27 protein-coding genes are annotated in these 25562 nt (G+C 59.8%); 9 read left to right on the forward strand and 18 right to left on the reverse strand.

Translation table 11 applies throughout. From position 1 onward, the window contains the following. Nucleotides 1-38 precede the first annotated feature (38 nt). From AC22G1_RS06715 to AC22G1_RS06770, 12 genes are all read right to left on the reverse strand, one after another. Nucleotides 39-338, reverse strand: a complete 300-nt coding sequence (locus tag AC22G1_RS06715; RefSeq protein WP_487316072.1) for a DUF6587 family protein — start codon at nucleotides 336-338, stop codon at nucleotides 39-41. Beyond that, entirely contained in the window at nucleotides 326-2170 is a 1845-nt protein-coding gene (gene feoB, locus AC22G1_RS06720; protein WP_487316073.1) for a ferrous iron transporter B, read from the reverse strand. Before feoB ends, AC22G1_RS06715 begins: the two co-directional genes overlap by 13 nt. Beyond that, entirely contained in the window at nucleotides 2170-2415 is a 246-nt protein-coding gene (locus tag AC22G1_RS06725) for a FeoA family protein (protein WP_487316074.1), read from the reverse strand. Before AC22G1_RS06725 ends, feoB begins: the two co-directional genes overlap by 1 nt. Before the next feature lie 159 nt (nucleotides 2416-2574). Further along, on the reverse strand, nucleotides 2575-3492 hold the full coding sequence (locus AC22G1_RS06730) for a LysR family transcriptional regulator (protein ID WP_487316075.1): 918 nt from the start codon (nucleotides 3490-3492) through the stop codon (nucleotides 2575-2577). A gap of 81 nt (nucleotides 3493-3573) precedes the next feature. Continuing rightward, complete coding sequence (locus AC22G1_RS06735; protein ID WP_487316076.1) at nucleotides 3574-4224, reverse strand: peroxiredoxin-like family protein; 651 nt, start codon at nucleotides 4222-4224, stop codon at nucleotides 3574-3576. A 42-nt stretch (nucleotides 4225-4266) separates the two neighbouring features. After that, nucleotides 4267-4824, reverse strand: a complete 558-nt coding sequence (locus tag AC22G1_RS06740) for a carboxymuconolactone decarboxylase family protein (protein WP_487316077.1) — start codon at nucleotides 4822-4824, stop codon at nucleotides 4267-4269. Nucleotides 4825-4966: 142 nt separating this feature from the next. Beyond that, entirely contained in the window at nucleotides 4967-5617 is a 651-nt protein-coding gene (locus AC22G1_RS06745; protein ID WP_487316078.1) for a DsbA family protein, read from the reverse strand. Continuing rightward, the gene (locus tag AC22G1_RS06750) at nucleotides 5614-6750 is read right to left on the reverse strand and encodes an FAD binding domain-containing protein (RefSeq protein ID WP_487316079.1); all 1137 of its coding nucleotides are present in this window, start codon (nucleotides 6748-6750) and stop codon (nucleotides 5614-5616) included. The genes AC22G1_RS06745 and AC22G1_RS06750 overlap by 4 nt, the downstream gene beginning before the upstream one ends. A gap of 1 nt (nucleotide 6751) precedes the next feature. Then, a complete protein-coding gene (locus AC22G1_RS06755; RefSeq protein ID WP_487316080.1) occupies nucleotides 6752-7957 on the reverse strand; it encodes an MFS transporter in 1206 nt (401 codons plus the stop codon). Between the two features lie 4 nt (nucleotides 7958-7961). Next, nucleotides 7962-9080, reverse strand: a complete 1119-nt coding sequence (locus AC22G1_RS06760; RefSeq protein WP_487316081.1) for an alkene reductase — start codon at nucleotides 9078-9080, stop codon at nucleotides 7962-7964. Between the two features lie 29 nt (nucleotides 9081-9109). After that, nucleotides 9110-9748 carry a DsbA family oxidoreductase gene (locus AC22G1_RS06765; protein WP_487316082.1) on the reverse strand — a complete coding sequence of 213 codons (639 nt, stop codon included), beginning with the start codon at nucleotides 9746-9748 and terminating at the stop codon, nucleotides 9110-9112. A gap of 132 nt (nucleotides 9749-9880) precedes the next feature. Next, entirely contained in the window at nucleotides 9881-10783 is a 903-nt protein-coding gene (locus tag AC22G1_RS06770; protein ID WP_487316083.1) for a LysR family transcriptional regulator, read from the reverse strand. A gap of 117 nt (nucleotides 10784-10900) precedes the next feature. Between AC22G1_RS06770 and AC22G1_RS06775 the strand changes: the two genes are divergently transcribed. After that, nucleotides 10901-11413: a hypothetical protein gene (locus AC22G1_RS06775; RefSeq protein ID WP_487316084.1), complete on the forward strand. Its 513-nt coding sequence runs from the start codon at nucleotides 10901-10903 to the stop codon at nucleotides 11411-11413. On the opposite strand, the gene AC22G1_RS06780 is transcribed toward AC22G1_RS06775, so the two are convergent. From AC22G1_RS06780 to queC, 5 genes are all read right to left on the reverse strand, one after another. Beyond that, the gene (locus AC22G1_RS06780; RefSeq protein ID WP_487316085.1) at nucleotides 11410-11673 is read right to left on the reverse strand and encodes a Rho-binding antiterminator; all 264 of its coding nucleotides are present in this window, start codon (nucleotides 11671-11673) and stop codon (nucleotides 11410-11412) included. The genes AC22G1_RS06775 and AC22G1_RS06780 overlap by 4 nt on opposite strands. A 3-nt stretch (nucleotides 11674-11676) precedes the next feature. After that, nucleotides 11677-12360: a hypothetical protein gene (locus AC22G1_RS06785; RefSeq protein WP_487316086.1), complete on the reverse strand. Its 684-nt coding sequence runs from the start codon at nucleotides 12358-12360 to the stop codon at nucleotides 11677-11679. Nucleotides 12361-12362: 2 nt separating this feature from the next. Continuing rightward, entirely contained in the window at nucleotides 12363-13058 is a 696-nt protein-coding gene (locus AC22G1_RS06790; protein ID WP_487316087.1) for an alpha/beta fold hydrolase, read from the reverse strand. A gap of 118 nt (nucleotides 13059-13176) precedes the next feature. Then, the gene (gene queD, locus AC22G1_RS06795) at nucleotides 13177-13539 is read right to left on the reverse strand and encodes a 6-carboxytetrahydropterin synthase QueD (protein ID WP_487316088.1); all 363 of its coding nucleotides are present in this window, start codon (nucleotides 13537-13539) and stop codon (nucleotides 13177-13179) included. After that, nucleotides 13536-14204, reverse strand: a complete 669-nt coding sequence (gene queC, locus AC22G1_RS06800; protein WP_487316089.1) for a 7-cyano-7-deazaguanine synthase QueC — start codon at nucleotides 14202-14204, stop codon at nucleotides 13536-13538. The genes queD and queC overlap by 4 nt, the downstream gene beginning before the upstream one ends. Nucleotides 14205-14275: 71 nt before the next feature. Here queC and queE point away from each other — a divergent pair, with 71 nt between their 5' ends. The 4 genes from queE to AC22G1_RS06820 all read left to right on the forward strand — a co-directional run bounded on the left by queE (nucleotide 14276) and on the right by AC22G1_RS06820 (nucleotide 17734). Next, on the forward strand, nucleotides 14276-14941 hold the full coding sequence (gene queE / locus AC22G1_RS06805; protein WP_487316090.1) for a 7-carboxy-7-deazaguanine synthase QueE: 666 nt from the start codon (nucleotides 14276-14278) through the stop codon (nucleotides 14939-14941). A 33-nt stretch (nucleotides 14942-14974) separates the two neighbouring features. After that, complete coding sequence (corA, locus tag AC22G1_RS06810; protein WP_487316091.1) at nucleotides 14975-15922, forward strand: magnesium/cobalt transporter CorA; 948 nt, start codon at nucleotides 14975-14977, stop codon at nucleotides 15920-15922. Between the two features lie 111 nt (nucleotides 15923-16033). Further along, nucleotides 16034-17203 carry a serine hydrolase domain-containing protein gene (locus AC22G1_RS06815; RefSeq protein ID WP_487316092.1) on the forward strand — a complete coding sequence of 390 codons (1170 nt, stop codon included), beginning with the start codon at nucleotides 16034-16036 and terminating at the stop codon, nucleotides 17201-17203. Between the two features lie 12 nt (nucleotides 17204-17215). Further along, nucleotides 17216-17734, forward strand: coding sequence for a GNAT family N-acetyltransferase (locus AC22G1_RS06820; RefSeq protein ID WP_487316093.1), 519 nt, complete (start codon nucleotides 17216-17218; stop codon nucleotides 17732-17734). Between the two features lie 39 nt (nucleotides 17735-17773). On the opposite strand, the gene cysK is transcribed toward AC22G1_RS06820, so the two are convergent. After that, nucleotides 17774-18742, reverse strand: coding sequence for a cysteine synthase A (gene cysK / locus AC22G1_RS06825; protein WP_487316094.1), 969 nt, complete (start codon nucleotides 18740-18742; stop codon nucleotides 17774-17776). Nucleotides 18743-18832: 90 nt separating this feature from the next. On the opposite strand from cysK, the gene AC22G1_RS06830 reads away from it, so the two are divergent. The 4 genes from AC22G1_RS06830 (at nucleotide 18833) to AC22G1_RS06845 (ending at nucleotide 25535) form a co-directional block, all read left to right on the forward strand. Next, nucleotides 18833-19915 carry an RDD family protein gene (locus tag AC22G1_RS06830; protein ID WP_487316095.1) on the forward strand — a complete coding sequence of 361 codons (1083 nt, stop codon included), beginning with the start codon at nucleotides 18833-18835 and terminating at the stop codon, nucleotides 19913-19915. Then, nucleotides 19912-21024, forward strand: coding sequence for a beta-ketoacyl-ACP synthase III (locus AC22G1_RS06835; RefSeq protein WP_487316096.1), 1113 nt, complete (start codon nucleotides 19912-19914; stop codon nucleotides 21022-21024). The genes AC22G1_RS06830 and AC22G1_RS06835 overlap by 4 nt, the downstream gene beginning before the upstream one ends. A 180-nt stretch (nucleotides 21025-21204) precedes the next feature. Continuing rightward, nucleotides 21205-22392, forward strand: a complete 1188-nt coding sequence (locus tag AC22G1_RS06840; RefSeq protein ID WP_487316097.1) for an efflux RND transporter periplasmic adaptor subunit — start codon at nucleotides 21205-21207, stop codon at nucleotides 22390-22392. Further along, a complete protein-coding gene (locus AC22G1_RS06845) occupies nucleotides 22389-25535 on the forward strand; it encodes an efflux RND transporter permease subunit (protein ID WP_487316098.1) in 3147 nt (1048 codons plus the stop codon). The genes AC22G1_RS06840 and AC22G1_RS06845 overlap by 4 nt, the downstream gene beginning before the upstream one ends. The last annotated feature ends 27 nt before the right edge of the window (nucleotides 25536-25562 follow it).

Below are 25562 nucleotides of genomic sequence, written 5' to 3' on the forward strand. Positions count from 1 at the left end.
AAGGCCAGAACGGCGAGACAGGAGGTCTGCGCGGCAGGTCAGACTTTGGTGCGAAAGATCTCCGGCCCGCTATGGGTGGGCTTACTGGGAGCGCAGCCTTTGCAGCTGCCGCAGCCGTCATCACTGCCGCAACCACCGGCTGCCGACAGCTGGTCGTGCAGCTTTTTCCCCAGCCAGCGGGCCGGGGCGCTGCGCCCCGGGGTCAGCAGTTTGTCGGCCAGGGCGCCTTGCAGGCGCTTGGTGGCGGGTACGTATTTTTTCAGGGCCATCAACAGGGCGGTCAGGACCACCATGGCCACGATAACCCCTTGAACCACTTCAAATATCACAGTAACCACTCCGCGAGTTGATAGGTGGCCATGGCCGCCAGGTAGGCCAGGGCAAAGAGGTAAACCAGCGCAAAACCCATCACCTTCCAGGAGTTGGTTTCGCGGCGGATCACCGCCAGGGTGGAGATGCATTGGGGGGCAAACACATACCAGGCCAGCAGCGCCAGGGCGGTGGGCAGAGACCAGGTCTGGGCGATCACCTGGCCCAGTTGGTTGGCTATCATGTCTTCGCTGCCGGACATGGCATAGACAGTACCCAGGGCCGACACCGCCACTTCGCGGGCCGCCATGCCGGGCACCAGGGCGATACAAATCTGCCAGTTAAAGCCCACCGGCTCGAAGACATAGGCCAGCCAGTGGCCGATGACCCCGGCAAAGCTGTAATCGATGGCAGGGCCCGTTGCCCCCTCGGGAGCGCCGGGGAAGGTGCACAGCACCCACAGCAGCACGGTCAGGGAGAAGATAATGCCCCCCACCCGTTTCAAGAAAATCTTGGCCCGTTGCAGCAGGCCAAAGGCCAGGTCGCGAAGGTGTGGCAGGCGGTAGGCCGGCAGCTCCATCAGCAGCGCATGTTCGCGCTTGTCGCGGCGCAGCCACTTCATCACGTAGGCCACCAGCAAGGCGCTCAAGATCCCGGCAAAGTACAGGCAAAACAGCACGATACCTTGCAGGTTAAAGGTGCCGGCCACGGTTTGCTGGGGGATAAAGGCGGCAATAAGCAGGGTATAGACCGGCAGGCGCGCCGAGCAGGTCATCAGCGGCGCCACCAAGATGGTGGTTAAGCGATCGCGCGGGTCGGAGATGGTGCGGGTCGCCATGATGCCGGGAATGGCGCAGGCAAAGCTTGAGAGCAGCGGAATAAAGGCCCGGCCGGTAAGGCCGGCGCGAAACATCATCCTGTCCAGCAGGTAGGCGGCGCGGGGCAGGTAACCCGATTCTTCCAGCACCAGGATGAAGAAGAACAAAATCAGGATCTGCGGCAAAAACACCAGCACGTTGCCAAGGCCGGCGAAAATGCCGTCGTTAAGCAGGCTGAAAAGGGCGCTGTCTTGAGGCAGGGGGCTGGTGGCCCAGGCCCCAAAGACGCTGATGCCGTCGGTGATGGCGTCCATGGCAGGCTCTGCCCAGGAGAACACCGCCTGGAAGATAAAGAACATCAGCACCGCCAGTACCCCAAGGCCCAGCACCGGGTGCAGGAACAAGGCGTCAAGGCGGTCATCGAGGGTGGTGGCGGCGCTGTCGTAGCTCACCACGCTCGACATCAGGCTGCGCACCCGCTGGTGGCGCTCTTCAAGGGTGAGTTCTTCACCGGCCTGGCGGCTGGCCCAGTCGGGGCTGTTGAGTTTGTCCACCAAAGCCCGGGCGCCGTCTTTGCTGATGGCGACGGTTTCTACCACCGGAATGCCCAGTTCTTTGGACAGCGCCTGGGTGTCGATGCGAATACCGTGCTTGCGGGCGGTGTCCATCATGTTCAGGGCCAGCACCATGGGCCGGCCCAGGGCAATGAGTTCCAGCACAAAGCGCAGGTGCAAACGCAGGTTGGTGGCGTCGGCCACGCACACCAGCACGTCGGGCTCGGCTTCGCCGCGGTATTGGCCGCGCAGCACGTCGCGGGTCACCGCTTCGTCGGGGCTGGTGGCTTCCAGGCTGTAGGCGCCGGGTAAATCAAGGATATGAATGCTGTTGCCGTCGGCGGCGTGGTAAATCCCTTCTTTACGTTCGACGGTCACCCCGGCGTAGTTGGCCACCTTCTGGTTGCTGCCGGTGAGTTGGTTGAAGAGGGCGGTTTTGCCGCTGTTGGGGTTACCCACCAGGGCGATACGAAGACTGCTGGCACTCATCAGGATGCGAACTCGCTTTGAATTTGGATGCGTTGGGCTTCTTTTTTGCGAAGAGCAAAGCGGGTTGCCCCCACCTGCACCACCAGCGGATTACCGCCCAGCAGGCCGCGGGCCACTACCCGCACCGGCTCGCCGGCGACAAAACCCAGCTCCCGAAGGCGCCTGGCGATGGGGTCCTGCTCGTAGGCGTCTACCACGTCAACAACGATGGCTGGCACGCCTTTTTTTACTTCGGCTAGATTCATCTGCTTTTCTTTTGAGCACAAACGCTAATAGTTCTCACTATAAAGGTTTTCTGCGCCAGAGAGAATGCCCAGATTGTCTACCGCGCTGTCTCGCTCAGCTTACAGCCAGGCTGTTAACGGTGCTGAAACTGGTTGATAAATATCCAGTTACACCCGCTGCTACTTTTCGGGGGCTGGTGAGGGGAGGGTGGGCGGCGGCTCGAACAGCCCCTGGACAAATTCCACAAAAAGCCGGGCCTTGGTGGTGCTGTTGCGCCCGGCTGGAAACACCGCCCATAAGTCCACCGGCGGCAATTGCCAATCGGGCAGTAATACTTCTACGGCTCCCGAGGCCAGCTCTTCGGGGAACATCCACTGTGAGGCGAGGGTCAAGCCAAGGCCGGCAAGGACCGCCGCCCTTTGGCCCTGGGCGGCGCTGACTTTGAGCCTGCCTTGCACTTTTACCTGCTGCTCGTTGCCGTCTTTATTGAAACGCCAAACATCAACGGCGTCGCGCTGGCTGTAAATCACCGCCTGGTGGCTGGCAAGCTCAGCCGGGCTTTGCGGGCGGCCGTGGCTGGCAATATAAGCCGGGGTGGCCACCACCATCCGTTTGCCGCTGGTGATTTTGCGTGCCACCAGAGAGGAGTCCGCCAAGTTGCCCATGCGCAGCGCCACGTCGATACCCTCTTCAACCAGGTCGATGGCCCTGTCGTCCAGCACCACTTCGATGTGCAAGTCAGGGTGGGCGGCCATAAAGGGCCCAAGCCTTGGCACCAAGTGCAAGCTGGCAAAGGTGACGGCGGCGCAAATGCGAAGGCGCCCGCTAAGGCCGCTCCCTGAACCTCGTGCCAATACCTGCGCGTCGTTGGCTTCACTGAGGGTGCGCCTGGCCCCTTCATAAAAGGCAAGGCCGGCTTCGGTGGGGGTTAGCCCCCGGGTAGAGCGAATGAGTAGATGCACCGCCAGCTTTTCTTCAAGCTGGGCAATGGTTTTGGACACCGCCGGCTGGCCAACCCCAAGGCGCCGGGCCGCGGCTGAGAAGCTGCCGCTATCCACAACGGCGGTAAAGGTTTCCATGGCGGCCAGCATGTCCATCAGTATGCCCTTTGGGAATAAGTGTGAGGCCAGTGTAGGGCCTTTTGCCAAACGGCAAAAGCCGCCCGGGGGCGGCCTGTATTAGAGGTAAGGCAGGAGATCGCCGGGCTCAGGGCGCTGGGTGTAGTCGGGGTTAACCTCGGCGTAGCGGATGATGCCGTCGCTGCCTATCACATAGCGGGCCGGCATGGGTAAGGTCCAGCTGTTATCGCCGTTCACCACCGGCAGGTTGTTACCCAAAGCGCGATACAGCTCTGCCAGGTAGTCAGGCAGGGTAAAGCGCAACCCAAAGGCCGCGGCCACCTCGTTGGCGCTGTCGCTAAGGATGGGGAAATCCAGGCCATTGCTGCGCACCGATTTTCGGCTGTTGACCGGGGTTTGCGGGGAGATGGCCAGCAGCGCGGCGCCTTTTGCCAAAAACTGCGGCAGGCTTTGCTGCAGGGCTTGGAGTTCCATATTGCAATAGGGGCACCACACGCCTCGGTAAAAGCTCAGCACCAGCGGGCCTTTGGCCAGCAGCTCGCGGCTGCTCACCGCCTTACCCTCTGGGTCTGGCAAGGTAAAGGCCGGGGCCTTGTCGCCGGCTTTAAGGGCGCGGTCAGCGGCGCCGCTGGCAATCAGCTCTTTGGTGGCGCGCTCCATAATGGGGTGAATGTGGGCCGGAGCATTGTAGGGCGGCTTGCCGGCTTTGAAATCGGCTTTAAAAGCATCGAGTTTGGCTTGCAGGGTCATGGCGTTCTCCTTAAGTGATGGCCCCTGGCGGGGCCAGCTTGGTCATGCAGTGGGTTTGGTCCACTCGTTGCCTTTCATGAAGTCGTCCAGGGGGGTATGAACGATGTGGTTGGTGTAGTTGCTCAGCAGCTTGGTGGCCGTGCCGAGGATGACCTCCAGCACGTTTTGGCGGGTAAAGCCGGCGGCCAGGAACTGCTCGACGGCGGCGTCGCCGACAAAGCCGCGCTCTTGCACCACGGCCTTGGCAAATTGGTGCAGGGCCTCAAGGCGAGGGTCGGGCAGCTCAAAGCCGTCACGCAGGGCGTCGATAACGGCGGGGTCCATTTTCTGCATCTGGGCCAGGGTGGTGTGGCCGGCCATGCAGTAGTGGCAGTTGTTCTCGAAGTTATTGGTGAGATACACCACTTGTTGCTCGTGAACACTAAGGGTGGACTTGCCAAACAGATCCCAAAGGGCGCTGTAGCCGGCCAGCAGCTCGGGAGACTCGGCCATGTAGCCTTGCAGGTTAGGCACAAAGCCAAAGGCTTTTTTGGTGGCGGCCAGCAGCGGTTTGGCGGTTTGCGGTGCGTTGTCTTCGTTGTAGCGAGTAAAAGTGGTCATGGTATTTGCCTCGGTGTGTGTAATTGACGGGGCCATTGTGGCTTTGGCCGAGGGGCGCCAGTAGAGAGGCGATGGCGATATCACTCATTCCAAATGGGAATGGCTGGAAGCAAAAAAAGCCCGGGCACTTGCCCGGGCTTTTTTACTCGGCGCTGCCTTGCAGCGCTTTTTGCAGGTCTTCTTTAAAAAGCGCCGGGCGGCTCAGGTAATGGCCAAAGGGAAATACCTGCCACTGACCGTCTTGCTCCAGCACAAAGCCCGGTACGCCTCGAAAGCCAAGCTGGCCTACCATGGCGCGGGTGTCGTTGATGTGGCTATCCACCTGGCCAAGGGCCTGGCTGTAAGCGGCTTCAAAGGCACCTTGGTCAAGGCCCAGTGCAGTGGCTTCTTTGAGCAGCTCATCGAACTCGGCAATGGGCCGGCCTTGCTGGTAGTAGGCCAGTTGCAGCCTTTTGAGCATGGCCACCCCAAGACCCCCCAGGGCCTCGGCAGCCATCATGGCGGCGATGGGCGGATCGGAGTCCAGGCGCACGTTGGTGCTTTCCAGCACGTTTTGCAAATAGGCCGGGGAGAAGGTCTGTTTGCTGTAGGCGGTGATGCGCTCTTCATGGGGGCGCACAAAGTCGCGCCACTCGGGGGAGGTCAGCTTGCTGTCCGGGCCCGATACCAGGCCGTAGCCGTGGGGGTTGATGGCAAGGCCTTCTATCTCGCTGGCGGCAGACACCATGGGGGCGGCGCCATAGCACCAGCCGCAGAAAGGGTCGTAAAGGTAATGCAGGGTTGCAGTGTTCATTTAGCACCTCCTTTGGGGTGAGGAATCGCCATCAGGCGGTTACCCATACGCACGCCCCAGTCCACCATGCGTTGGCCTTGGGTCAGCTGCTGCTGTTGCCACTGGGCCAGAGCCGGTTCAAGGGCGCTGTGATGTTCAAGAATCCGGGCTAAAGCCAGGGCATTGGCGGCAGCTTTGGCAGTGCTGCCGGCGGTATGAGGGCGGGGAATAAAGGCGGCATCGCCCAGCAGCAAGGCCCTGCCAAAGACCATGCGCGGCACTTTCAGATCCAAAATGGCTTGCACAAAGAGGTCGTCTGTCAGGCGCACCAGTTCTTTAAAGGCCGGGTTGAGCTGGGTATCGGCCAGGGCGCGAAAACGGCCCTCTTCACTGGCGGCCAGCAGGCCCGGCGGCACCGAGTGGCCCCGGCGAATGCCGTTTTTGTCGGTAAGGGCCGCTTCAAGGGCGTCGCCTTCGGCCTTGATGTACCAAAGCCAGTTGTTGCGCCTAAGGCCAGGGGTCAGCTCGCTGTGGCTGCCGGGAACCTTGTATTGGAGCATCAGGGACTCTGGGTTTTGCTGGAACACAAAATCATCGCCCAGGGCCTTGACGACAAAATCCGGCAAGCGGTGTTCGTCTACCAGGCCACGCCACACCAGGTAACCGGCGTATTGTGGCGCCAGCCCCGGCAGCAGTTGGCTGCGCACCTGGGAGCTGGGGCCGTCGGCGCCAATCAGCAGGTCGCCTGTGGCCTCGCGGCCATCGGTAAAGAAGGCCCGGACACCGTGCTCGTCTTGCTCAAAGTGGCTGAGCTCGGCGCCCTGGTGGTAATGGGCGCTGTCCAGCGCGCCCTTGAGATAGCCATACAGCAGGTTCCAGGAGGTTTGCATCTGGGGCTGGCGAGCGTTACCTATCATCAGCCCTGATGCGTCCAGATATTGGCGGCCTGGCGCTGTTACCCCCAACTCGCCGCTGGGGCGGATGCTTGAGAAAACAAAGGCTTCTACCACTTCCGGCTGCAGGACTATGCCACCACCACGGCTGTCCAGTTCAGACTCGGAGCGCTCAAACACCTCAACTTGCCAGCCAATGGCTGTTAATGCGTTGGCGGTAAAAAGGCCGGCCAGTGAACCGCCGATGATGATGGCTTTCATGTCAGGCTCCTTTGATGGCAACGGGGGCCGAGGCTGAGACTTTCAGGAACACCAGCAGGGCGATAACCGGCATGGCGGCCCCGGCCAGGGCAACCCCTGTCCAACCGGCATGTTCATAAAGGCTGCCTGCCACCGACGATCCCACGGCGCCGCCGATAAAGATGCTGGTCATATACAGGGCGTTGAGGCGGCCACGGCTGGCCGGATCCAGGGCGTAGACGGCGCGCTGGCCCAGTACCATGTTCATTTGCACCGCAAAGTCCAGCAGTACCCCGGTGATGGCCAGTGCCACCACGCCAAGGGACAGATGCAGTTGCAGCGCCACGAGGCCCGGCACAAAGGCCACCACTGCCAGCAGCTTGGCAAAGTGCGACAAGCGCTGAGTGTGGCCGGCATCGGCTAGGCGCCCGGCGATGGGAGCCGCGATGGCGCCCATGGCGCCCACCAGGGCAAAGACGGCAATCTGGGCCTGGCTAAGGCCGTACTCGCGGGCCAGGGCGATGGGCGAGGCGGTCCAGAACAGGCTGAAGGCGGCAAACATCAGCGCCTGGTACAAGGCGCGCTGGCGCAGTACCGGCTGGCGCTGAAAAAGATGCCACAAGGAGGCCAGCAGGGCGCCGTAGCTGGCGCTGTGGGCCGGTTTGCGATGGGGCATGAACAGTGCCACGGCAATGGCAACCACCACCATCACCCCGGCTGCCACCATAAACACGGCGCGCCAGCCAAAGAAGTCAGCCACCAGGCTGGAGGCGGGCCTGGCCAGCAAAATGCCCAGCAGCAGGCCGCTCATGATGCTGCCAACCACCCGGCCACGGCTTTCCTCACTGGTGAGGTGGGCGGCCAAGGGAATGATCATCTGCACCGCGACCGAGCTCAGGCCAATCAGCACCGAGGTCAACAGCAAGGTGCTGGGATGGGCGGCAAAGGCGGTGCCCAAGAGGCTTGCAAAGCTCACCGCCAGGGTGGCGAGGATAAGCTTGCGGTTCTCAACCAAATCGGCCAGCGGCACCAGGAAGAACAGGCCCACGGCGTAGCCGATTTGGGTTAACGACACCACCAAACTGGCGGTGCTGTTAGTGAGGTTGGCATCGGGCGCCATCAGCTCGATGATCGGCTGGGCGTAGTAAATGTTGGCGACGATGGCGCCACAACAAAACGCGAACAGCAGAATAAGGCCGCGGCTCATGGTTTGGGATGGGGTGCTCATGGGATTACTCCTGTGCCCAAGCGGGATAGTCGATGTAGCCTTTGGCGTCGCCGCCAAAGAAGGTGGCGCTGTCGCCGGCGTTCAGGGCCAGGCCGTCAAACAGGCGGCGCGGCAGATCCGGGTTGGCAATAAAAGGCCGGCCAAAGGCGATGATGTCGGCGCGACCGTCGGCCAGGGCCTGCTCGGCGCTTTTCGCGTCATAGCCACCGGCCAGCATCAGCACACCACGGTAGTCCTGGCGCAGCTGATGGATGATGGCGTCCCAGCGCGGGTCGATATTTTCGTCACGTACCGTGCCCACCATCACCGGCTCAACCAGGTGCAGGTAGGCCAGGGATTTGTCGTTCAGGGCGCGGGCGATGTAGCCGAAGGTTTCTTCGGGGGTGTCGTCGCCCATGCCCATAAAGCGGCCCATGGGGGTCAGGCGCACCGCTACCTTGCCTGGGCCCAGCAACTCAACCAGCGCATCGACTATCTCCAGCAGCAGGCGGGCGCGGTTTTCAATGCTGCCGCCGTATTGGTCGCCACGCAGGTTGGAGGCGCTGTTGATGAACTGGTCCAGCAGGTAACCGTTACCGGCGTGGATCTCCACCCCGTCCATGCCGGCGGCCATGGCATTAAGGGCGGCCTGGCGGTAGTCGGCGATGATGCTGTTAATGCCGCTGATACTCAGCGCTTCTGGCACCGGCATGTCGGCCCAAATACCGTCGCCGTTGGCATCGGTAATAAAGGTTTTACCGGGCGCGGCTTGGGCACTGGGGGCGACCGGCGGGCGGCCACCGGGTTGAAACTGCGGGTGTGACACCCGGCCCACGTGCCAAAGCTGCATGAAAATACGGCCCTTGGCGGCATGGACAGCATCACTGACCCGCCTCCAGCCCTCAATCTGTACCTTGGTATGAATGCCAGGGGTCCAGGCATAACCCTGGCCTTGTTGGGATATCTGGGTGGCCTCGGTGATGATAAGTGCGGCGCTGGCGCGCTGGCGGTAGTACTCCACGTTCATGGCGGTGGGGATGTTACCCGGCTGGCCAGCCCGCGAGCGGGTCAACGGTGCCATGGCGACCCGGTGGGGCAGAGTCAAGGTACCTACGTTGATGGGTTGCTTAAGTTGTGCGGTCATAGCGAAGTCCTCAAAAAGGGCTGTCAGGGTTAAAGGGGGGAGCTGGTAATGGCGCGGCGAAACACGCTAATCGGCTGCGCGCCGGTGACCCGATGGCCGTCGATATCAATGAGCGGCACCTTGTCGATACCCTGCTGGCGGCTTTCAGCCAGCAGTACACGAAGTTCACTAAGCCCCTGGGCTTTATTCAGGGCTTTGAGGCTGGCGCCTGCATCCAGGCCAACGCTGGCGGCGATGTCGGCCAGCACTTGGTGTTTGCCAATATCCAGGCCCAGGTGGAAATAACCGTGGTAAATGGCGTCCACCAATGCCGAGGTTTTGGCCGGGGCAGATTGCTGGGTTTGCCACACCAGCAGGTGCGCGGCGAGGGTTTGGGGCACGTTGTTGATGCGGTCAAAGCGAAATTCCAGGCCTTGCTCTTGGCCAGCCGCGCTGACCTGGGCGTCCAGCAATTGGGCGCGGGCCCAGCTACCGGCCTTGGCGGTGCAGTAATAGCGCCGGTCCATGCCTTGAGGCGTAATGCTGGGGTTTTGCAAAAAAGGCCGGTAGTGAAGCTGGGCCTGCTGCAAGGCACCGGCTTCGCCAAGGGCCTGGTGCAGGCGGTGCTCGGCTATCCAGCACCAGGGGCTGGTAAAGTCGCCAAAGACATCAATGGATAAAGGGCGCATGGCTGGCTCACTCCGGGGTTGTCGGGATGGGCCTAAGGTAGGTGTTGCGCCTTTTGCTGAGAATCGGGCGGGCGGGCAAGGTAGCGTTGCGTAAAAGGCAAAACCATTGCCGCCACTGGCTTTAGGGGGTGGTTAGGCGTCTTCGAGGATGCCGGAAATAAACTCGATAAAGGCCTTAACGCGCTTTGACCCCCGGTGATTGGGCAGGTAAAGGGCGCTGATGGCGGCGCTGGCGTTGTTGGGATTAACGGTATAGTCGTGAAAAATCTGGGTCAGCAGGCCACTTTCTACATCGTTATAAGCCAGCCAATCGGGCAGCAGCGCCACCCCGTAGCCGGAGCGGGCCAGCTCTTGCAGCACTTCAATATTGTTGCTTTTGGTGCGGCCCTGCACCGGAATGCGCCATTGCTGGCCATCTTTTCCAAAGGTCCACACCTGGTTGGCGGCGCCGTAGTTAAAACGCAGGCATTCATGGCTGCTAAGGGCCTCTGGCTCTTGCGGCTCGCCGCAGCGCTCCAAGTATTCGGAGCTTGCCACCACCAGCCGTTTAAAGTGCCCTACCGGGCGGCTTATCACCTCTTCCATGGGCGCCGGGGAGCCCAGGCGGATGGATAAATCCACCCGTTCGGCAAAAAGATCAACAATCTCGTCAGTCAGGGTGATGTCCAGCTCCAGGCGTGGGTAACGGGCCAAAAAGCGGCCCAGGTGCGGGGCGATAATGCTGCGGCCAAAGGCGGTGGGCACCGAAACCCGCAGTGGCCCTGAGGGCTCTTCCTGGCTGTCTTTGATGGCGGTGTCGGCTTCTACCACGCTGTCGAGAATGTGGCGGGCACTGAGGTAATAGGCCATGCCGGCTTCCGATACGGTCACCTGGCGGGTGGAGCGATTGAGCAGCACGGTGCCAAGTTCTGCCTCCAGGGCGTCTACCATCCGCGATACCGACGAGGTGGCGATATCCAATTTGCGGGCGGCGGCCGAGAAGCCTTTGGCATCAACGGTCTCAACGAACATGCGCATGGCAAGCAGCTTATCCATGGCTTTCCTCGGCAAAAGCACAGGCTGTCATGGTAGCAGCATTGTTAGGGCGGTATTCACATCATATTGAAATCACACTGTTAACTTAGGGTTTGTGTGATGTGCAGGGAGTGCTGGATGAAAGCGTTTGTTTGGATGATGCCGCTGTTGCTGGCGGCTTGCTCGCTTAGCCCAAAGCTGCAACCGGTCACGGTGGATGGCTTTGCCAAGGCCCGTTTTGGCGACACCCTGGCCACCTTGAAAAAGGCGGTGGGCAAACCTCTTTACGGCGGTAGCGACAGTGCGGCCCAGTGCCAGATGCTGTTTGAAAACCCCGACGCCAGCCAGCAATTTGGTATGGCCTTTATGGTGGAAAACGGCCGCTTTGTGCGCCTGGACGTGGACAGCCCGGGCTACCTGAGCCCAGGCGGTATCAAGGTGGGCGACCCCCTTGCCAAGGCCGAGCAGGTATTTGCTGGCCGCAGTGAAACCCTGCCCCATAAATACGAAACCGGCGCCCAACTGCTGGTGGTAAGCGACCCTGCCTGGCAAGGCAAAAAGCTGGTGTTTGAGGCTGGCGCCGATGGCCTGGTACGAAGCTGGCGCTTAGGCGTGATGCCAGCGGTGCTGTATATGGAGCGCTGCGGCTAAGGGGCCAGCACAACCCGGCCAAAGCGGGCGCCGCTATCCAAAGGGGTAATGGCGGTGATGGCATCGAGGCGGTACTCAAGCATCGCCTCACCCTTTTGCAGGGTTAAAAACTCTTCGCCCCCTTGCACCCGGGTGGTCAGGGCCTTGGCCTCAAAAGCCTGGCCCGAGGCCAGCTCCACCTGCAACCGGTAGCCAAAAAGGCAGGCTATTTCCAGATAGTCGTATAGGTCGCAACGGATGGGCTGATAGGGGGGCTTCAAGGTTTAGACCTCCAAGGCGAAATGGTCCGCCGGGCGATGCCAGGTTTTCACCGCTTCTGCCAGCACGAACATCCACAGCGCCAACAGTATCAGTTGCAGCACCATGTCCAGCACCGCAAGGCCCTCGCCAAGGGGCAGGTAGCCAAGCGCCGCCATAAAAAGCTCCCCAAGCATTTTCTCCATAAACACCAACATCCCCAGGGCCAGCCAGTGCTGTCTGCCCACCTTAACGCCTTGGCGAAGCCCCGCTACCCCGTTCATCGCCACCAGCGGCAGCACCGGGTAAAAGGCGCCGAGCATGGCATAGGCCAGCCATTTGGCGAGGTTGATGGCAAAGCTTGGCGAGGTTAGCTCGGCGAAAAGCCCGGTAACCAGCAGCGGCACTTGCATCACCAGCAAGGTAGCGAAGGTTAGCGCCACGCTGGCCAGGCCCAACAGCAGGGCGCGCCCGGCAAGGGTGGGCAGCGGCTCGTCTTTTGCGGGTAGCGCAAAACGCAGGCATTGCAGGCAATAGACCAGGGTCACCACCATGCCTGCCACCCGGGCGGCAACGGCAAGCGTAGCCGTGGTGGCAGCCAAGGCCAGCAGCACTTGCACCAACCCCAGAGCCGCTAATTGATAGCGCTGGGATCGCGCCAATAAAAAAGGCGTGACACAGCCGCGCTGCACTATGGCCCAAAGCGCCATGGTCAGTCGGTAATGAGGGTGGTGAGCAGCGTGGCCAGCTTTTGGGGCTGCTCTAGAGGCAGCATATGGCCGCTATCGGAAACTTCCTCAAAGTGGCTATGGCCGATGCGCTGGTGCATTACTTTGAGGGCTTCAGGGGAGGCCATACGGTCATCGCTGCTGGCAATGATATTGATGGGGAAGGGGGCCTTGGCCAGCGCTGGGCGCAGGTCGGGGCGATTGGAGGCGGCCATCATGTGATAGCGCACCACAGAGCCCCCTAAATCTTGCTCCATCTCACGGATGGTGGCTTTGGCCTCGGCGGCCAACGGGCTTTTATCGCCCACCATCATCGCCAGGCGCGCCTCGGACATGGGCTTGAACTGGCCCCGCTCCAGGCTTTTGATGATCTGGGCCCGCTGGGCTTCTTCCTGGGGGCTAAGGCCGGCGGCATCAAAACCAATCAGGGTCAGTGAGGCTACCTGCGCCGGGTTATCCAGGGCAAAACGGCTGGCAATGTAGCCGCCCATGGAAAAGCCCACCAGATGCACCTTGTCGCCCTCGGCGCCGTAGTCGGCCAAAGACAGCATCTGCTCCAGGGTTTCGGCCCATTGCAGCGGTACATAACGCCTGTCGTCGATGCTCATCAGCCGCCAAAGGGGCAGGAAGACGCGCTCATCACACTGGGTGCCGGGAAAGAACAACAGGGGTAAGGTCATGGATCGCAACCGCAAAAAACAGGTGGCCGATTAGTAACATAGCCGGGCTGTAAGTGCCAGGCCAAGGGCGCTGGCGCCCGGCTGCGGGCATAAAAAAGGCCGCAGCGCGGCCCATTTATCAATTGCCGTTATAAAGGCAACCAGAGGTGCAGGTTTCCCGTACCCAAATCGCAGAAAGCAGCGGTAGTTTGGGAGCGAGTTTGTCCCAAATCCACTTGGCCAGCACTTCCGAGGTGGGGTTTTCCAGGCCTTCAATCTCGTTCAAATAGCAGTGGTCGAGCTGGTCAATCAGCGGTTTGACCACGGCTTTGAGGTCAGCAAAGTCCATCACCCAACCGGTGTAAGGGTCCACTTCGCCGGTTACTTCCACCCGCACCCCGAAGGTGTGGCCGTGGAGGTTGCCGCACTTGTGGCCGGCCGGTACGTGGGGCAGGCGGTGGGCGGAGTCGAAGGAAAAGTCTTTGTACAGCGTCTGTTTCATAACATCTCACGGGTCAGGTAAGGCAGGGGATCTTCCAGGTGGTTTTCGCGGAAGGCTTCCAGCCTTTCCTGACAGGCGCCACAGCGGCCACAAGCCGCCTCGCCGCCCTGGTAGCAGGTCCAGGTATTCTCGTAGCTCAGCCCCATCTTCAGGCCGTCGGTGAGGATCTCACCTTTGGTGGCCAGCAGATAGGGCGTTTCGATGCTTACCGGCTCGTAGTTGGCCACTTGCGACACGGCGTTCATGGCTTTGACAAACTCGGGGCGGCAATCGGGGTAGATGGCGTGGTCGCCGCCATGGGCGCCGTAGTAGACCTTGTCGGCGCCAATGCTCACCGCTTTGCCGATGGCCAAGGAGAGCAAAATCATGTTGCGGTTGGGCACCACGGTTTGCTTCATGTTGGCTTCATGATAGTGGCCTTCTGGCATGGCGATGTCCGAGGTCAGCGCCGAGTTGGCGATCAGACTCTGAATGGCGCTGATGTCCACCACCTCATGGGCAATGCCGAGCGCGGCGGTCACCTTGGCGGCCACTTGCAGCTCCTTCACATGTCGCTGGCCATAATTGAACGACAACGCATGGACTTCATGCCCGTCGTTAATGGCCTTGTGCAGCAATGTGAACGAATCCATGCCGCCGGAATAGATGACTACAACTTTGCTCATGACGCCTCACCTCGGTTGGGGCCAGCATTTTATGGTAGCATCCGCCCCCTCTCAACCTTGAGGCACAAAAGATGCGCTATCCGGTCAATGAAATTTTCGAAACCTTGCAAGGTGAAGGCCGTTTTACCGGGATGCCGGCCATCTTTGTGCGTCTGCAAGGCTGCCCTGTGGGGTGCAGTTGGTGCGATACCAAACACACCTGGGAGCAAAACAGCGAAGACGAGCGCCCGCTGGGGGACATTCTGGTGAAAACCGCCGCCACCAGTTGCTGGGCCTGGGCGACCGCCGAGGCGATGCTGGCCACCTTCGCCGAGCGCGGCTTTAACGCCAAACTGGTGGTGATTACCGGCGGCGAGCCCTGCATGTTTGATCTGGTGCCGCTTTGCGAGGCGCTGCACGGCGCCGGCTACACAACCCAAATCGAGACCTCCGGCACTTTTGAAATCAAAGTGCCTCAAGAGACTGTCATCACCCTGTCGCCAAAAGTGGGTATGAAAGGAGGCTACGCCATCCTCGATTCGGCCCTGGAGCGGGCCGATGATATCAAGCACCCGGTAGCCCGGGAGCGCGACATCGAGGATCTCGACGCTCTTTTGGCCCGCTGCAGCACCGATAAACCCGTGTATTTGCAGCCGATAAGCCAAGGGAAACGGGCCACAGAGCTTTGTATAACGACTTGTATCAAAAGGAATTGGCGCTTGTCGGTTCAGTTACACAAGTACCTTGGCATAGAATAAGCTAGCTAAATTACCTCCCGCCAGGAAGCGCCTATGATCAATGCCTATGTGCGCAACGGCCAGATGCTGGACGTACAAGAACTTTCCATCGAGGACCGTCTCCCTGCCCACACCCTGTGGCTGGACGTGTTCAAACCCACCGACGAAGAGCGTCAGTGGATGTCGACCTATTTCCAGGAAGAAGTACCGGAAGAAGACGACATCAACGAAATCGAGGCTTCGGCCCGTTTCTACTCCGACAAAGACGGCCTGCATATCGTCTCTTTGTTCCCGCACCGGGTAGGCAAAGAGCTGCGCGGCGTCAACGTGTCCTTCACCCTGCGTGACAACCTGCTCATTACCCTGCGCGAAGAAGACTTGGGGTTGATGCGGCTGTTTCGGGCCTACCTGCGCCAAAACAAGCTGGAAGCCACCGATCCGGCCTCCTTGCTGGTGGAAATGCTGATCCTCAAGGTGGAATACCTCTCTGACCTCCTCGAAGACGTCTACACCGTACTGGAACAGACCGGCCAAGAGGTCTTCGAAGCGGAAGAGCTGGACGAGATCTTAAAGAACATCACGGTGCAGGAAGACATCAACGGCAAAATTCGTTTGAGTCTGTTGGATACCCAGCGCTCTTTGCGCTTTCTTACCCGCAACCAGCGGGGCCGGTTGGACGAAGAAAACCGAAAAGAAATCAAAGATATGCTGCAAGATATCGAGTCTCTGCTGCCCCATACCCAGTTTTTGTTCGACAAAATCAACTTCCTGCTGGACGCGGCCATGGGCTTTACCAGCCTCAAGCAGAACAAGATCATCAAGATCTTCTCGGTTGCCGCCGTGGTGTTCCTGCCGCCCACCGTGATTGCCTCGGCCTACGGCATGAACTTTGACATCATGCCAGAGCTGCACTGGCGCTTTGGCTACCCCCTGGCCATCGCCCTGATGTTCGCCTCCGCTGCCGGCACCTACTTTTTCTTTAAGCGAAAAGGTTGGCTCTAAAGCAAACAAAGCCCGGCAACGCCGGGCTTTGTTCAACGGCGCCTTGGCGTAAAGGCCACTCTAAAACTTGTTGCTAAACTGTTGAATCAGTTAGGTTGTTAACATTGCAACTTGATTAAAGCCAAGCCGATGTCGCTGTTCCGTTTCCCAACCCGCTTTGCCCTGCTGGGCGCGCTGTTGCTCAATGTTGCTGGCCTGGCCCAGGCCGCCGCAGTGCCGCCCGTCCTCGACCAGCTCTTCAGTAAGGCTGCCGCCAGCCCCACAGTGCCGGGGCTAAGCGTCGCGGTTGCCGACGCCAAGGGCTTAGTCTGGGCCAAGGGTTACGGCTATGCCGACCTGGAAAACCGGCTGCCGATGCAGGCAGACGATAAGCTGCGTATCGGCAGCGTCGCCAAGGTGATGACCGCCGCTGGCCTGATGCGCCTTTACCAGAACGGCAAAATCGACCTCGACAAAGCTGTCAGCGACTATGTGCCGGCCTGGCCGAAGGACAAGGCGCCGCTGACCGTGCGCCAGTTGGCGTCGCACACGGCTGGCATCCGCCACTACAAGGAAGGGGCCAACGAATTTTTGATGAACAAGCCCTTTGCCAGCGTTACCGACAGCCTGGCTGTGTTTAAGGATGACTCTTTGCTGTTCAAGCCCGGCACCGCCTTTAGTTACTCCACTTTTGGCTGGACACTGATCAGCGCCGCCATGGAAGGGGCTGACGGCAAACGTGATTTCAAAACCCTGATGCGTCAGGAAGTGTTCGAACCTTTGGTCATGCACGACACCGCCTTTGACGAGCAATACCGGCTTATCAGCCACCGGGTTCGGCCCTATAGCGTCAAGGAAGGCAAGCTCATCAATTCCCCCCAGACCGACCACAGCTATAAGTGGGCCGGCGGCGGCATCATTGCCAGCGCAGCCGATGTGTCCCGCTTCGCGGTGGCGCAAATAGACGGCCACTACTTAACCCCGGCAACCAGCCAGCTGATGCTGACCAAGGCCAAGTTGGCCGATGGCACGCCGGTGCCAGTGGGCATCGGCTGGTTTATCGGTTTTGACAACGTGAAGCACCGTAAACAATACCGCGACAACCCCGAAGCCCAGGCTTTGATGGCGGCACTGCCCCATGCGGTGATGCATTCCGGCGGTAGCATGGGTGGCATTACCATGACCATACTGGATACCGACCAGCACAGGGCGGTGACGGTGGTCAAGAACGTCGATGGCGATACCAGTGCCGATGTTCTGCTGCTGGCGCTTAAAACCCTGGTCTATTACCACCAGCACTGAGGCCAAGTTGCCATGCATCTAGACACTGAACGCCTGACCTTAAGCCCGCTAACTGCAGCCGACCGGGATTTTTACTTTGCCATCGAGGGCGAACCCTCGGTGATGGCCTTTGTTGCCGATAACCGCAGCGACGCCGATATTGAGGCCATGTTCCAAAGCGCATGCCGCCCTTGGCAAAAAGAGAGCGAGCACTGGTTGAGCCTGGTGGTGCGAGAAAAGGAAAGTGGCGCGCCCATCGGTATTCACGGCTTTCGCGCCACCTGGGCTCACCGCCAGGCAGAGCTGGGTTTTTTGTTTATGCCGGCCTTTCAGGGTAAGGGCTATGCCAAGGAAGCCACCCAGGCCATTATCGCCCTTGCCAAAGAGCTGAGCTTTCACAAGCTCACCGCTGTGGTGACTTCTGGCAACGCCGCTTCGGCCAAACTTTTGGAGAAAAATGGCTTTGAGCGGGAAGGGGTGCTGAAAGAGCACTTTTTATTGCATGGCCAGTGGCACGACGACTGGCACTACGGCCTTATCCTGGGGCAATAAAAAAGGCCCTGGCGGGCCTTTTTTGTCTGGACTCTTCCCTTACTGGGACAGTTCCTGCTCGGTGAATACATCGGCAAACAGCGGCGAGGTCAGGTAACGCTCGGCAGCAGAAGGCAGAATCACCACAATCTTCTTACCGGCAAACTCCGGGCTCTCGGCCAGGCGCTTGGCGGCTACCACGGCGGCGCCGGAGGAGATACCGGCCAGGATGCCTTCTTCTTTCATCAGGCGATGGGCCATGGCCATGGCGTCATCGTTGGAAACCTGCTCCACCCGGTCAATCAGCTCGATATCGAGGTTGGCGGGGATAAAGCCGGCACCGATGCCCTGAATTTTGTGCGGGCCGGGTTTGAGCTCTTCACCGGCCAGTTTTTGGCTGATAACCGGGGAGTCAGTGGGCTCGACAGCCACAGTGGTAATGGCTTTGCCTTTGGCGTTTTTAATGTAGCGGGACACGCCGGTGAGGGTGCCGCCGGTACCGACGCCGGCAATAAACACATCCACTTCACCGTTGGTGGCGTCCCAAATCTCGGGGCCGGTGGTTTTTTCGTGGATGGCCGGGTTGGCCGGGTTTTCGAACTGCTGGAGCAGCACGTATTTGCTGGGCTCGGCGTCACGAATGGCGTTGGCCTTTTCGATGGCGCCTTTCATGCCTTTGGCCGCTTCGGTCAGCACCAGTTTGGCGCCCAAGGCCTTGAGCAGCTTGCGGCGCTCCAGGCTCATTGACTCGGGCATGGTCAGGGTAATGGGAATACCGCGGGCCGCGGCCACGAAGGCCAGGGCAATACCGGTGTTGCCGGAGGTGGGCTCGATGATCTCTTTACCCGGGCCCAGCAGGCCTTTTTGCTCGGCATCGTCAATCATGGCGGCGCCGATCCGGTCTTTGACCGAGAAGCTGGGGTTGCGAGATTCTACCTTGGCGTAGACTTCGCCACCGGTTACGCGGTTTAGTTTGACCAGGGGAGAATTGCCAATGGTCTGGGAATTGTCTTTAAATACTTGGCTCATAACGAAAACTGCCTCACTGAGGGTTTTGACACAAGGTAGCGGTAGCGCCACCGGGTGTTAAGGATTTTCTGGTTATAAGGATATAAATAGATGAATAAACACGATCCTGATTACCAATCGGCCCTGTCTGCCTGGCGCGAAGGCAAGGAAACCCGGGCCATTATTACGCCTTTCGCATTCAAAGTAGACGATACCCTCTTGGGCCACCCCCTTGGCAAGCCTTGGCGACGGGCCATGGCCATGGGGGTAGACCTGTTGCTGGTGGCCATGCTGAGCCAGGTTTCAAGCCTGCTTATCGCCTTGGTGGCGGCGGTGGGCACCTGGCAGCTTGCCAAGCGCCACGACCAGGTTATTCACCCCTGGGCCCGGCGCTGGCTGCGTATTTTGGCGGTGCTGGTGGCCTTTGTGGTGGTTATCGTGCTGGCCGATAGTGTCAGCGACCGGGTCAAAGGCCGTAGCAGCAGTGAAGATAACTCGATAGTCACGGTAGGCGCCCTTGGCGCTGTGGGGATGGCTACCGCTTTGTGTAAAGACACCGCTTGCCTTGATAAAAAGGTGCCGGCCCTTAAAAAGGTGCTTGATGCCAATTTCCCCGGCGAGCTTAACTCGCGCCAGGAGCTGGCCGACGAAATCTTTGACGACATGGACTTTCTAACGGCCGAGCAAAAGGCGGCCTACAAAGCGCAGATCATGGACGGCGCTAGAGCGCTCCAGCAGCAGTACAAAGATGAGCTGGCCGACGCCAAGGTTGCCAAAAAAGCCAAGGAGAGCGAAGAGGCCGAAAAACCTAAAAGTTACGGCTACTCGCTGCTGAGCTGGGCCAAGGGCATCATTGCCGACCTTGGCCTCGGGCTCAGCTGGGGCGCGCTCTATTTCACCCTTTTCACCGCCGTGTGGCGCGGCCGCACCCCGGGTAAAAAGCTGCTGGGCTTGAGGGTAGTGCGCCTTAACGGCGAGCCCTTGACCCTCTGGGCTTCCTTTGGCCGCTACGGCGGCTATGGCGCCGGCCTTGCCACTGGCCTGCTGGGGTTTATGCAAGTGCTTTGGGACAACAACCGCCAGTGTATTCAGGATAAAATCGGCGAAACAGTAGTGATTTTGGATACAACGGCGATCCGCTATACTGGGCCGCTATTAGATAACGCCAGTGAGCAGCAAGAGGAAAAGGCGTGAGCGAAATTGTCATCAGCGGCACCGGGCTCTACACCCCGCCCAATGCCATCAGCAACGAAGAGCTGGTCAAAGCCTTTAACCAGTACGTCGACAACTTTAACGAAGAAAACGTCGCCGCCATTGAAGCCGGGCAACTGCAGGGCCTGGCCCATTCCAGCGTGGAATTTATCAATAAGGCCTCCGGCATCAAGAGCCGTTATGTGGTCAGCAAGGACGGTATCCTCGACCCGGAAGTGATGATGCCCCTTATCCCCGAGCGCAGTAACGACCAGCCCTCGGTGATGGTGGAAATGGCCATGCACGCCGCCGACCAGGCCCTTAAAGCCGCCGGCCGTGAGCCAGAGGAAGTGGATCTCATCATCTGCGCCGCCTCCAACACCCAGCGCGCTTATCCTGCGATGTCGGTGGAGCTGCAGCACTTTATCGGTGCCAAGGGCTTTGCCTTTGATATGAACGTGGCTTGCTCTTCTGCCACTTTCGGCATTGCCACCGCCGCCGGTCTTTTGCGCTCTGGCAACGCCAAGGTAGCGCTGGTGGTTAACCCCGAGATTTGCTCCGGGCACCTTAACTTTCGTGACCGCGACAGCCACTTTATTTTCGGCGATGCCTGCACCGCCACCGTGCTTGAGCGCAGCGAAGACGCGGTTAGCGCCGAGCAGTGGGCCGTGGTGGGCGAGAAACTGGTCACCGAGTTCTCCAACAACATCCGCAACAACTTCGGCTTTTTGAACCGCACCGCCCCCGAGCACCAGTTCGACCGCGACAAGCTGTTCGTGCAGGAAGGGCGCAAGGTGTTCAAGGAAGTAGTGCCTATGGTGAGCGACCTTATCAGCGGCGAGCTGGCCCGCCAGGACCTAGCTCCCAACCGGCTCTGGCTGCACCAGGCCAACATCAACATGAACCTGTTTATTGCCCGTAAAGTGCTGGGCCGCGACGCTGACGAAATCGAGGCGCCGGTGATTCTCGACGAATACGCCAACACCTCCAGCGCCGGCTCCATCATCGCCTTTCACAAGCATCGCAGCGATCTGGGCAGTGGCGATGTGGGCATTATCTGCTCCTTCGGCGCCGGCTATTCCGCCGGTTGCATCACGGTCCGGAAAAAATAACCCCGGCCACGCCGTAAAGGGGCCCATCAGGGCCCTTTTTTATGGCCCAATATAACCTTGGCAACATGTCGTACACATTTTGCAAAACAATAAAATACTTGCCCTGTATAAGCAGTCAGGGCCTTCGGCTATAACAGCCGCATTACATATTGTCGGCGCTGGAAAATCAGGGAAGCTTGCATGAAAAGAGTTGCGATTGGGTGCTTATTGCCCTTGGCGGTGTTGGTGGTGGCGATAGCGGGATTCGTCGGTTTGATGATGACCAAGAAGCCGCCCCAAAAAGCCGAAGAAGCACGGGCCCCGGTGATGATCTCGGTGGTCACTGCCAAAGCATCGCCGGTGCACTACCAAATCGAATCTCAAGGTACGGTGCAGCCGAAAACCCAAACCTCCCTGGTGGCGGAAGTGGGGGGCCGGGTGGTGTCGGTCTCTGACCAGTTCCGCTCCGGCTCCATGGTGCAAAAGGGCGAGCTGCTGGCCCAGATTGACCCCGCCGATTACCAAACCGCCCTGAGCGCCGCCGAGGCCGATCTGGCCCAGGCCATTGCCGCCTACGAGCAGGAAAAGGCCCAAGGCCGGGTTGCGGCCCAGGAATGGCGCAGCGTGTCTCCGGATAAAGTCACCGACATCGCGCTGCGTAAACCCCAGCTCGCCAGCGCCGAGGCCTTGGTGCAATCGCAAAAAGCCCGCCTTGAAGAAGCCAAGCGCAACCTGCAACGCACCGAAATTCGCGCCCCTTACGACGGCCTGGTGCGCCAGCGCAATATCGCCCTCGGCCAATACGTTACCCTGGGCACCCAACTTGGCATGATTGACGACACCGCCGTGGCCGAAGTGCGGCTGCCGGTATCTGACGAAGAGCTGTCCTGGCTGGGCCTGAGCGATGGCGACCGTAGCGGCATCACCATTTCCCTTGCCAACACCGTGGCCGGCCAAACCCACCACTGGGACGCCGAACTGGTGCAAGGCTCCGGGGTGCTGGATGCCCAGTCGCGGATGAGCTTTGTTATCGCCGAGGTGCGCGACCCTTACTCGCGGCTCAAGGCCGGTGGCCATTGGCTCAAGTACGGCACCTTTGTCAGCGCCCAGATGCGCTCCGGCAAAGAGCGCCCCTTGATTGTGCTGCCCAAAGAAGCGGTGCGGGGCGATGAAGTGGTGCTGGTCGATAGCGATAACCACATCCGCCGCCTGAAAGTGCAGGTGGACCGCACCGACACTGAAAACGCCTATATCTCCAGCGGCCTGCAAGACGGTGACCGGGTATCTCTAACCTCCCTTAGCAACGTGGTGGACGGCACCCTGGTGGCCATTGCCCCCGAGCCGCCCAAGGCCGAGCATCAAACGCAACTGGCGGTAAGTGAAAAATGAGCGAGAAACAAAAGGGCGTTATTGCCTGGTTTACGCACAACACCGTTGCCGCCAACCTGCTGATGGCGGTGATCATCATCGGCGGCATCATCAGCGCCTTGCTTGTTCGCAAAGAGGTATTCCCGCAGCTGGATCTGCCCTATATCTCCATCCAGGTGCCGTACCCCGGCGCCGCGCCCCAGGAAGTGGAAGAGGGCATCGTGCTCAAGGTGGAAGAGGCCATCGAGAACATCGAGGGCATCAAGGAGGTGAAATCCACCGCCAGTGAGGGCAACGCCTCCATTCAGGTGGAAGTAGAGCCTTCTTACAACACCACCGAGGTGCTCAACGAAATCAAGATTCGCGTTGATGCCATCCCCACCATGCCCGAGCAGGCTGAAAAACCGGTTATCTACGAAATTCGCCCCGAGCAGGAGGTGATCTGGGTACAGGTTTATGGGGATCTCACCGAGCGCGGCTTCAAGGAATACGCCAAGTCCATCGCCGATGACCTCAAAGACTTGCCGGGCATTACCCGCGCCGACGTGCAGGGCTCGCGCAATTATGAGGTGGGCATTGAGGTATCCGAAGACAAGCTGCGCAAATACGGCATGACCCTGGACGAGGTGGCAAGAGCGGTGCGCAACAGCTCGGTGGACATGCCCGGCGGCTCCATCAAATCGGCAACCGGCGATATCCTGCTGCGCGCCAAAGGCAAGGCCTACCGAGGTTACCAGTTCGACAAAATCACCCTTTTGACCCGCAATGACGGCACCCGGGTGCTGGTGAGCGACGTGGCCAAGGTGATTGACGGCTTTGTGGAGCAAGACAGCTTTGCCCGCTTTAACGGCAAACCCGGGGTCTCCATCGGTGTGGTGGCGGTAGGGGACCAAGACGCGCTGAAAATCGCCGAAGCGGTAAAAAAATACGTCGCCGATAAGAAAAAGAACCTGCCGGCCGGGGTGCAGCTCGACTACTGGGGCGACAGCTCCAAGTTCTTGTCTGACCGCCTGGACATGATGCTCAGCAACATGGTGATGGGCGGCATTCTGGTGTTCTTGGTGCTGAGCCTGTTCCTGCAAGTGCGGCTCGCTTTCTGGGTGATGATGGGCATTCCGGTGTGCTTCCTTGGCACCTTGCTGATGATGCACCTGCCGATGTTTGATATCACCATCAACATGATGAGCCTCTTTGGCTTTATTTTGGTGCTGGGCATCGTGGTGGATGACGCCATCGTTATCGGCGAGAGCGTGCACTCGGAAATAGAAGAGCGCGGCGCCGGGGTGGATAACGTGATCCGCGGCGCCCAAAAGGTGGCGGTACCCGCTACCTTCGGGGTGCTGACCACGGTGGCGGCCTTTGCCCCCATGCTGATGGTCACCGGCTTTATGGGCGCCATTTTCGAGGCCATCGGCGTGGTGGTGATCCTCTGTCTGGTGTTCTCCCTGATTGAGTCCAAATTCATTTTGCCAGCGCACCTTAAACATGTGCGCATCAGCCACGGCGAGAGTAAAAATCCACTGGTGCGCCTCAAAGCCCGCTTTAACCGCGGCTTTGACAACATGGTGCTCAATTATTACCGCCCGGCCCTGAATTGGTGCCTGCGCTATCGCTACATCACGGTGTCGGTGTTTATCGCCATGATGATCCTGGTGGCCGGGTTGGTGGCGAGTGGCAACGTACGCTTCGTGTTCTTCCCCAATATCCCGTCGGACTTCGTGCAAGGCCGACTGGAGATGGTGAGTGGCACCGCCTCCACCCAAACCAACCAGACCCTGGAGAAACTCCAAGAGGCCCTGTGGCGGGTGGACGATCGCTTAAAGCGTGAAACCGGCAACCGGGTGGTCAAGCACGTTTACGTGTGGAACCAATCCACCACCGAGGGCCGTTTTGTGGTGGAGCTGACCAGCTCCGAGAGCCGCTCCATCGGCACCTTTAAGCTTGCCGACATGTGGCGTCAGGAGATTGGCCAACTGCCCGGGGTGAAAACCCTGAAGATAAACGCCTCTATCAACGGCGACTCCGGCGGCGGCGCCATTGCCTTTACCATCCGTGGCAAGAACCTTGATGAGCTGAAAGCCGCCACCGGCGAGCTGAAGGCGGCCATGGCCAAGTACGACGGGGTGTTCGATATCGAAGACAGCCTGTCGTCCGGTAATCTTGAGGTGCGCCTTAAAATCAAACCCGCCGCCCAGGCTCTGGGCCTTAGCCTGACCGACCTTGCCCGCCAGGTGCGAGAAGGCTTCTACGGCGCCGAAGTGCAGCGTATTCAGCGTGACGACGAAGAAGTCAAAGTCATGGTGCGCTACCCGCTGGCCGAGCGTGAATCCCTGGCCAACCTGGAGAACATGCGCATTCGTACCAGCGATGGCAGCGAAGTGCCGTTCTCCTATGTGGCCGATGTGGAGCTGGGCGACGGTTACTCGCGGATCTCCCGAGTCGACGGGGTGCGGGCGGTGACGGTCAGCGCCGATGCCGACAAAAACAAGGTGGAGCCGTCCAAGGTCATTGGCGAGCTGATGAAGGACGTGGTGCCGGGCCTCAAGGCCAAGTACCCGGGTATTTCGCTGCGCATGTCCGGCGAAGCCCAGGACGAGGCGGACAACAACACCCAGTTGGCGTTGGGAGCCCTGCTGGCGCTGTTTGTGATTTACGCGCTGCTGGCCATTCCCCTCAACTCCTACCTGCAGCCCTTTATCATCATGTCGGTTATTCCCTTTGGCATCATCGGCGCCATTGTCGGCCACTGGCTGCTTGGCTTGTCGGTGTCGGTATTGTCGCTGTTTGGCATCATTGCGCTGTCGGGGGTGGTGGTGAACGACTCCTTGGTGATGGTGGATTTTGTCAACCAGGCCCGCAAGGAAGGGGTGGCTATTCGCCAGGCGGTGGTGGACTCAGGCATCAAGCGCTTTAGGGCCATTATGCTGACCTCGCTCACCACCTTCCTGGGCCTGGTGCCCATTGTCACCGAGACCAGCCTGCAGGCGCAGATCATCATCCCGATGGCGGTGTCCCTGGCCTTCGGTATCCTCTTTGCCACCGTCATTACCCTGGTGTTGGTGCCGGCCCTCTACCTCATCCTGGAGGACTTTAAAAAGTGGGTCTCTGGGCATCTGCACTGGACCTTCGGCTCGGCCAAGGCCGACGCCGAGCACGGCGGATAACGGTAAAAAGCCCGGCTTAGCCGGGCT

This window comes from Gallaecimonas zhanjiangensis (genome assembly GCF_057624825.1).

Coding starts and splice junctions, on each gene's coding strand:
- feoB (WP_487316073.1), bottom strand. CDS start 2,170: ATGAGTGCCAGCAGTCTTCGTATCGCCCTGGTGGGTAACCCCAACAGC.
- AC22G1_RS06725 (WP_487316074.1), bottom strand. CDS start 2,415: ATGAATCTAGCCGAAGTAAAAAAAGGCGTGCCAGCCATCGTTGTTGAC.
- AC22G1_RS06730 (WP_487316075.1), bottom strand. CDS start 3,492: ATGGACATGCTGGCCGCCATGGAAACCTTTACCGCCGTTGTGGATAGC.
- AC22G1_RS06735 (WP_487316076.1), bottom strand. CDS start 4,224: ATGACCCTGCAAGCCAAACTCGATGCTTTTAAAGCCGATTTCAAAGCC.
- AC22G1_RS06740 (WP_487316077.1), bottom strand. CDS start 4,824: ATGACCACTTTTACTCGCTACAACGAAGACAACGCACCGCAAACCGCC.
- AC22G1_RS06745 (WP_487316078.1), bottom strand. CDS start 5,617: ATGAACACTGCAACCCTGCATTACCTTTACGACCCTTTCTGCGGCTGG.
- AC22G1_RS06750 (WP_487316079.1), bottom strand. CDS start 6,750: ATGAAAGCCATCATCATCGGCGGTTCACTGGCCGGCCTTTTTACCGCC.
- AC22G1_RS06755 (WP_487316080.1), bottom strand. CDS start 7,957: ATGAGCACCCCATCCCAAACCATGAGCCGCGGCCTTATTCTGCTGTTC.
- AC22G1_RS06760 (WP_487316081.1), bottom strand. CDS start 9,080: ATGACCGCACAACTTAAGCAACCCATCAACGTAGGTACCTTGACTCTG.
- AC22G1_RS06765 (WP_487316082.1), bottom strand. CDS start 9,748: ATGCGCCCTTTATCCATTGATGTCTTTGGCGACTTTACCAGCCCCTGG.
- AC22G1_RS06770 (WP_487316083.1), bottom strand. CDS start 10,783: ATGGATAAGCTGCTTGCCATGCGCATGTTCGTTGAGACCGTTGATGCC.
- AC22G1_RS06775 (WP_487316084.1), top strand. CDS start 10,901: ATGAAAGCGTTTGTTTGGATGATGCCGCTGTTGCTGGCGGCTTGCTCG.
- AC22G1_RS06785 (WP_487316086.1), bottom strand. CDS start 12,360: ATGGCGCTTTGGGCCATAGTGCAGCGCGGCTGTGTCACGCCTTTTTTA.
- AC22G1_RS06790 (WP_487316087.1), bottom strand. CDS start 13,058: ATGACCTTACCCCTGTTGTTCTTTCCCGGCACCCAGTGTGATGAGCGC.
- queD (WP_487316088.1), bottom strand. CDS start 13,539: ATGAAACAGACGCTGTACAAAGACTTTTCCTTCGACTCCGCCCACCGC.
- queC (WP_487316089.1), bottom strand. CDS start 14,204: ATGAGCAAAGTTGTAGTCATCTATTCCGGCGGCATGGATTCGTTCACA.
- queE (WP_487316090.1), top strand. CDS start 14,276: ATGCGCTATCCGGTCAATGAAATTTTCGAAACCTTGCAAGGTGAAGGC.
- corA (WP_487316091.1), top strand. CDS start 14,975: ATGATCAATGCCTATGTGCGCAACGGCCAGATGCTGGACGTACAAGAA.
- AC22G1_RS06820 (WP_487316093.1), top strand. CDS start 17,216: ATGCATCTAGACACTGAACGCCTGACCTTAAGCCCGCTAACTGCAGCC.
- cysK (WP_487316094.1), bottom strand. CDS start 18,742: ATGAGCCAAGTATTTAAAGACAATTCCCAGACCATTGGCAATTCTCCC.
- AC22G1_RS06830 (WP_487316095.1), top strand. CDS start 18,833: ATGAATAAACACGATCCTGATTACCAATCGGCCCTGTCTGCCTGGCGC.
- AC22G1_RS06840 (WP_487316097.1), top strand. CDS start 21,205: ATGAAAAGAGTTGCGATTGGGTGCTTATTGCCCTTGGCGGTGTTGGTG.
- AC22G1_RS06845 (WP_487316098.1), top strand. CDS start 22,389: ATGAGCGAGAAACAAAAGGGCGTTATTGCCTGGTTTACGCACAACACC.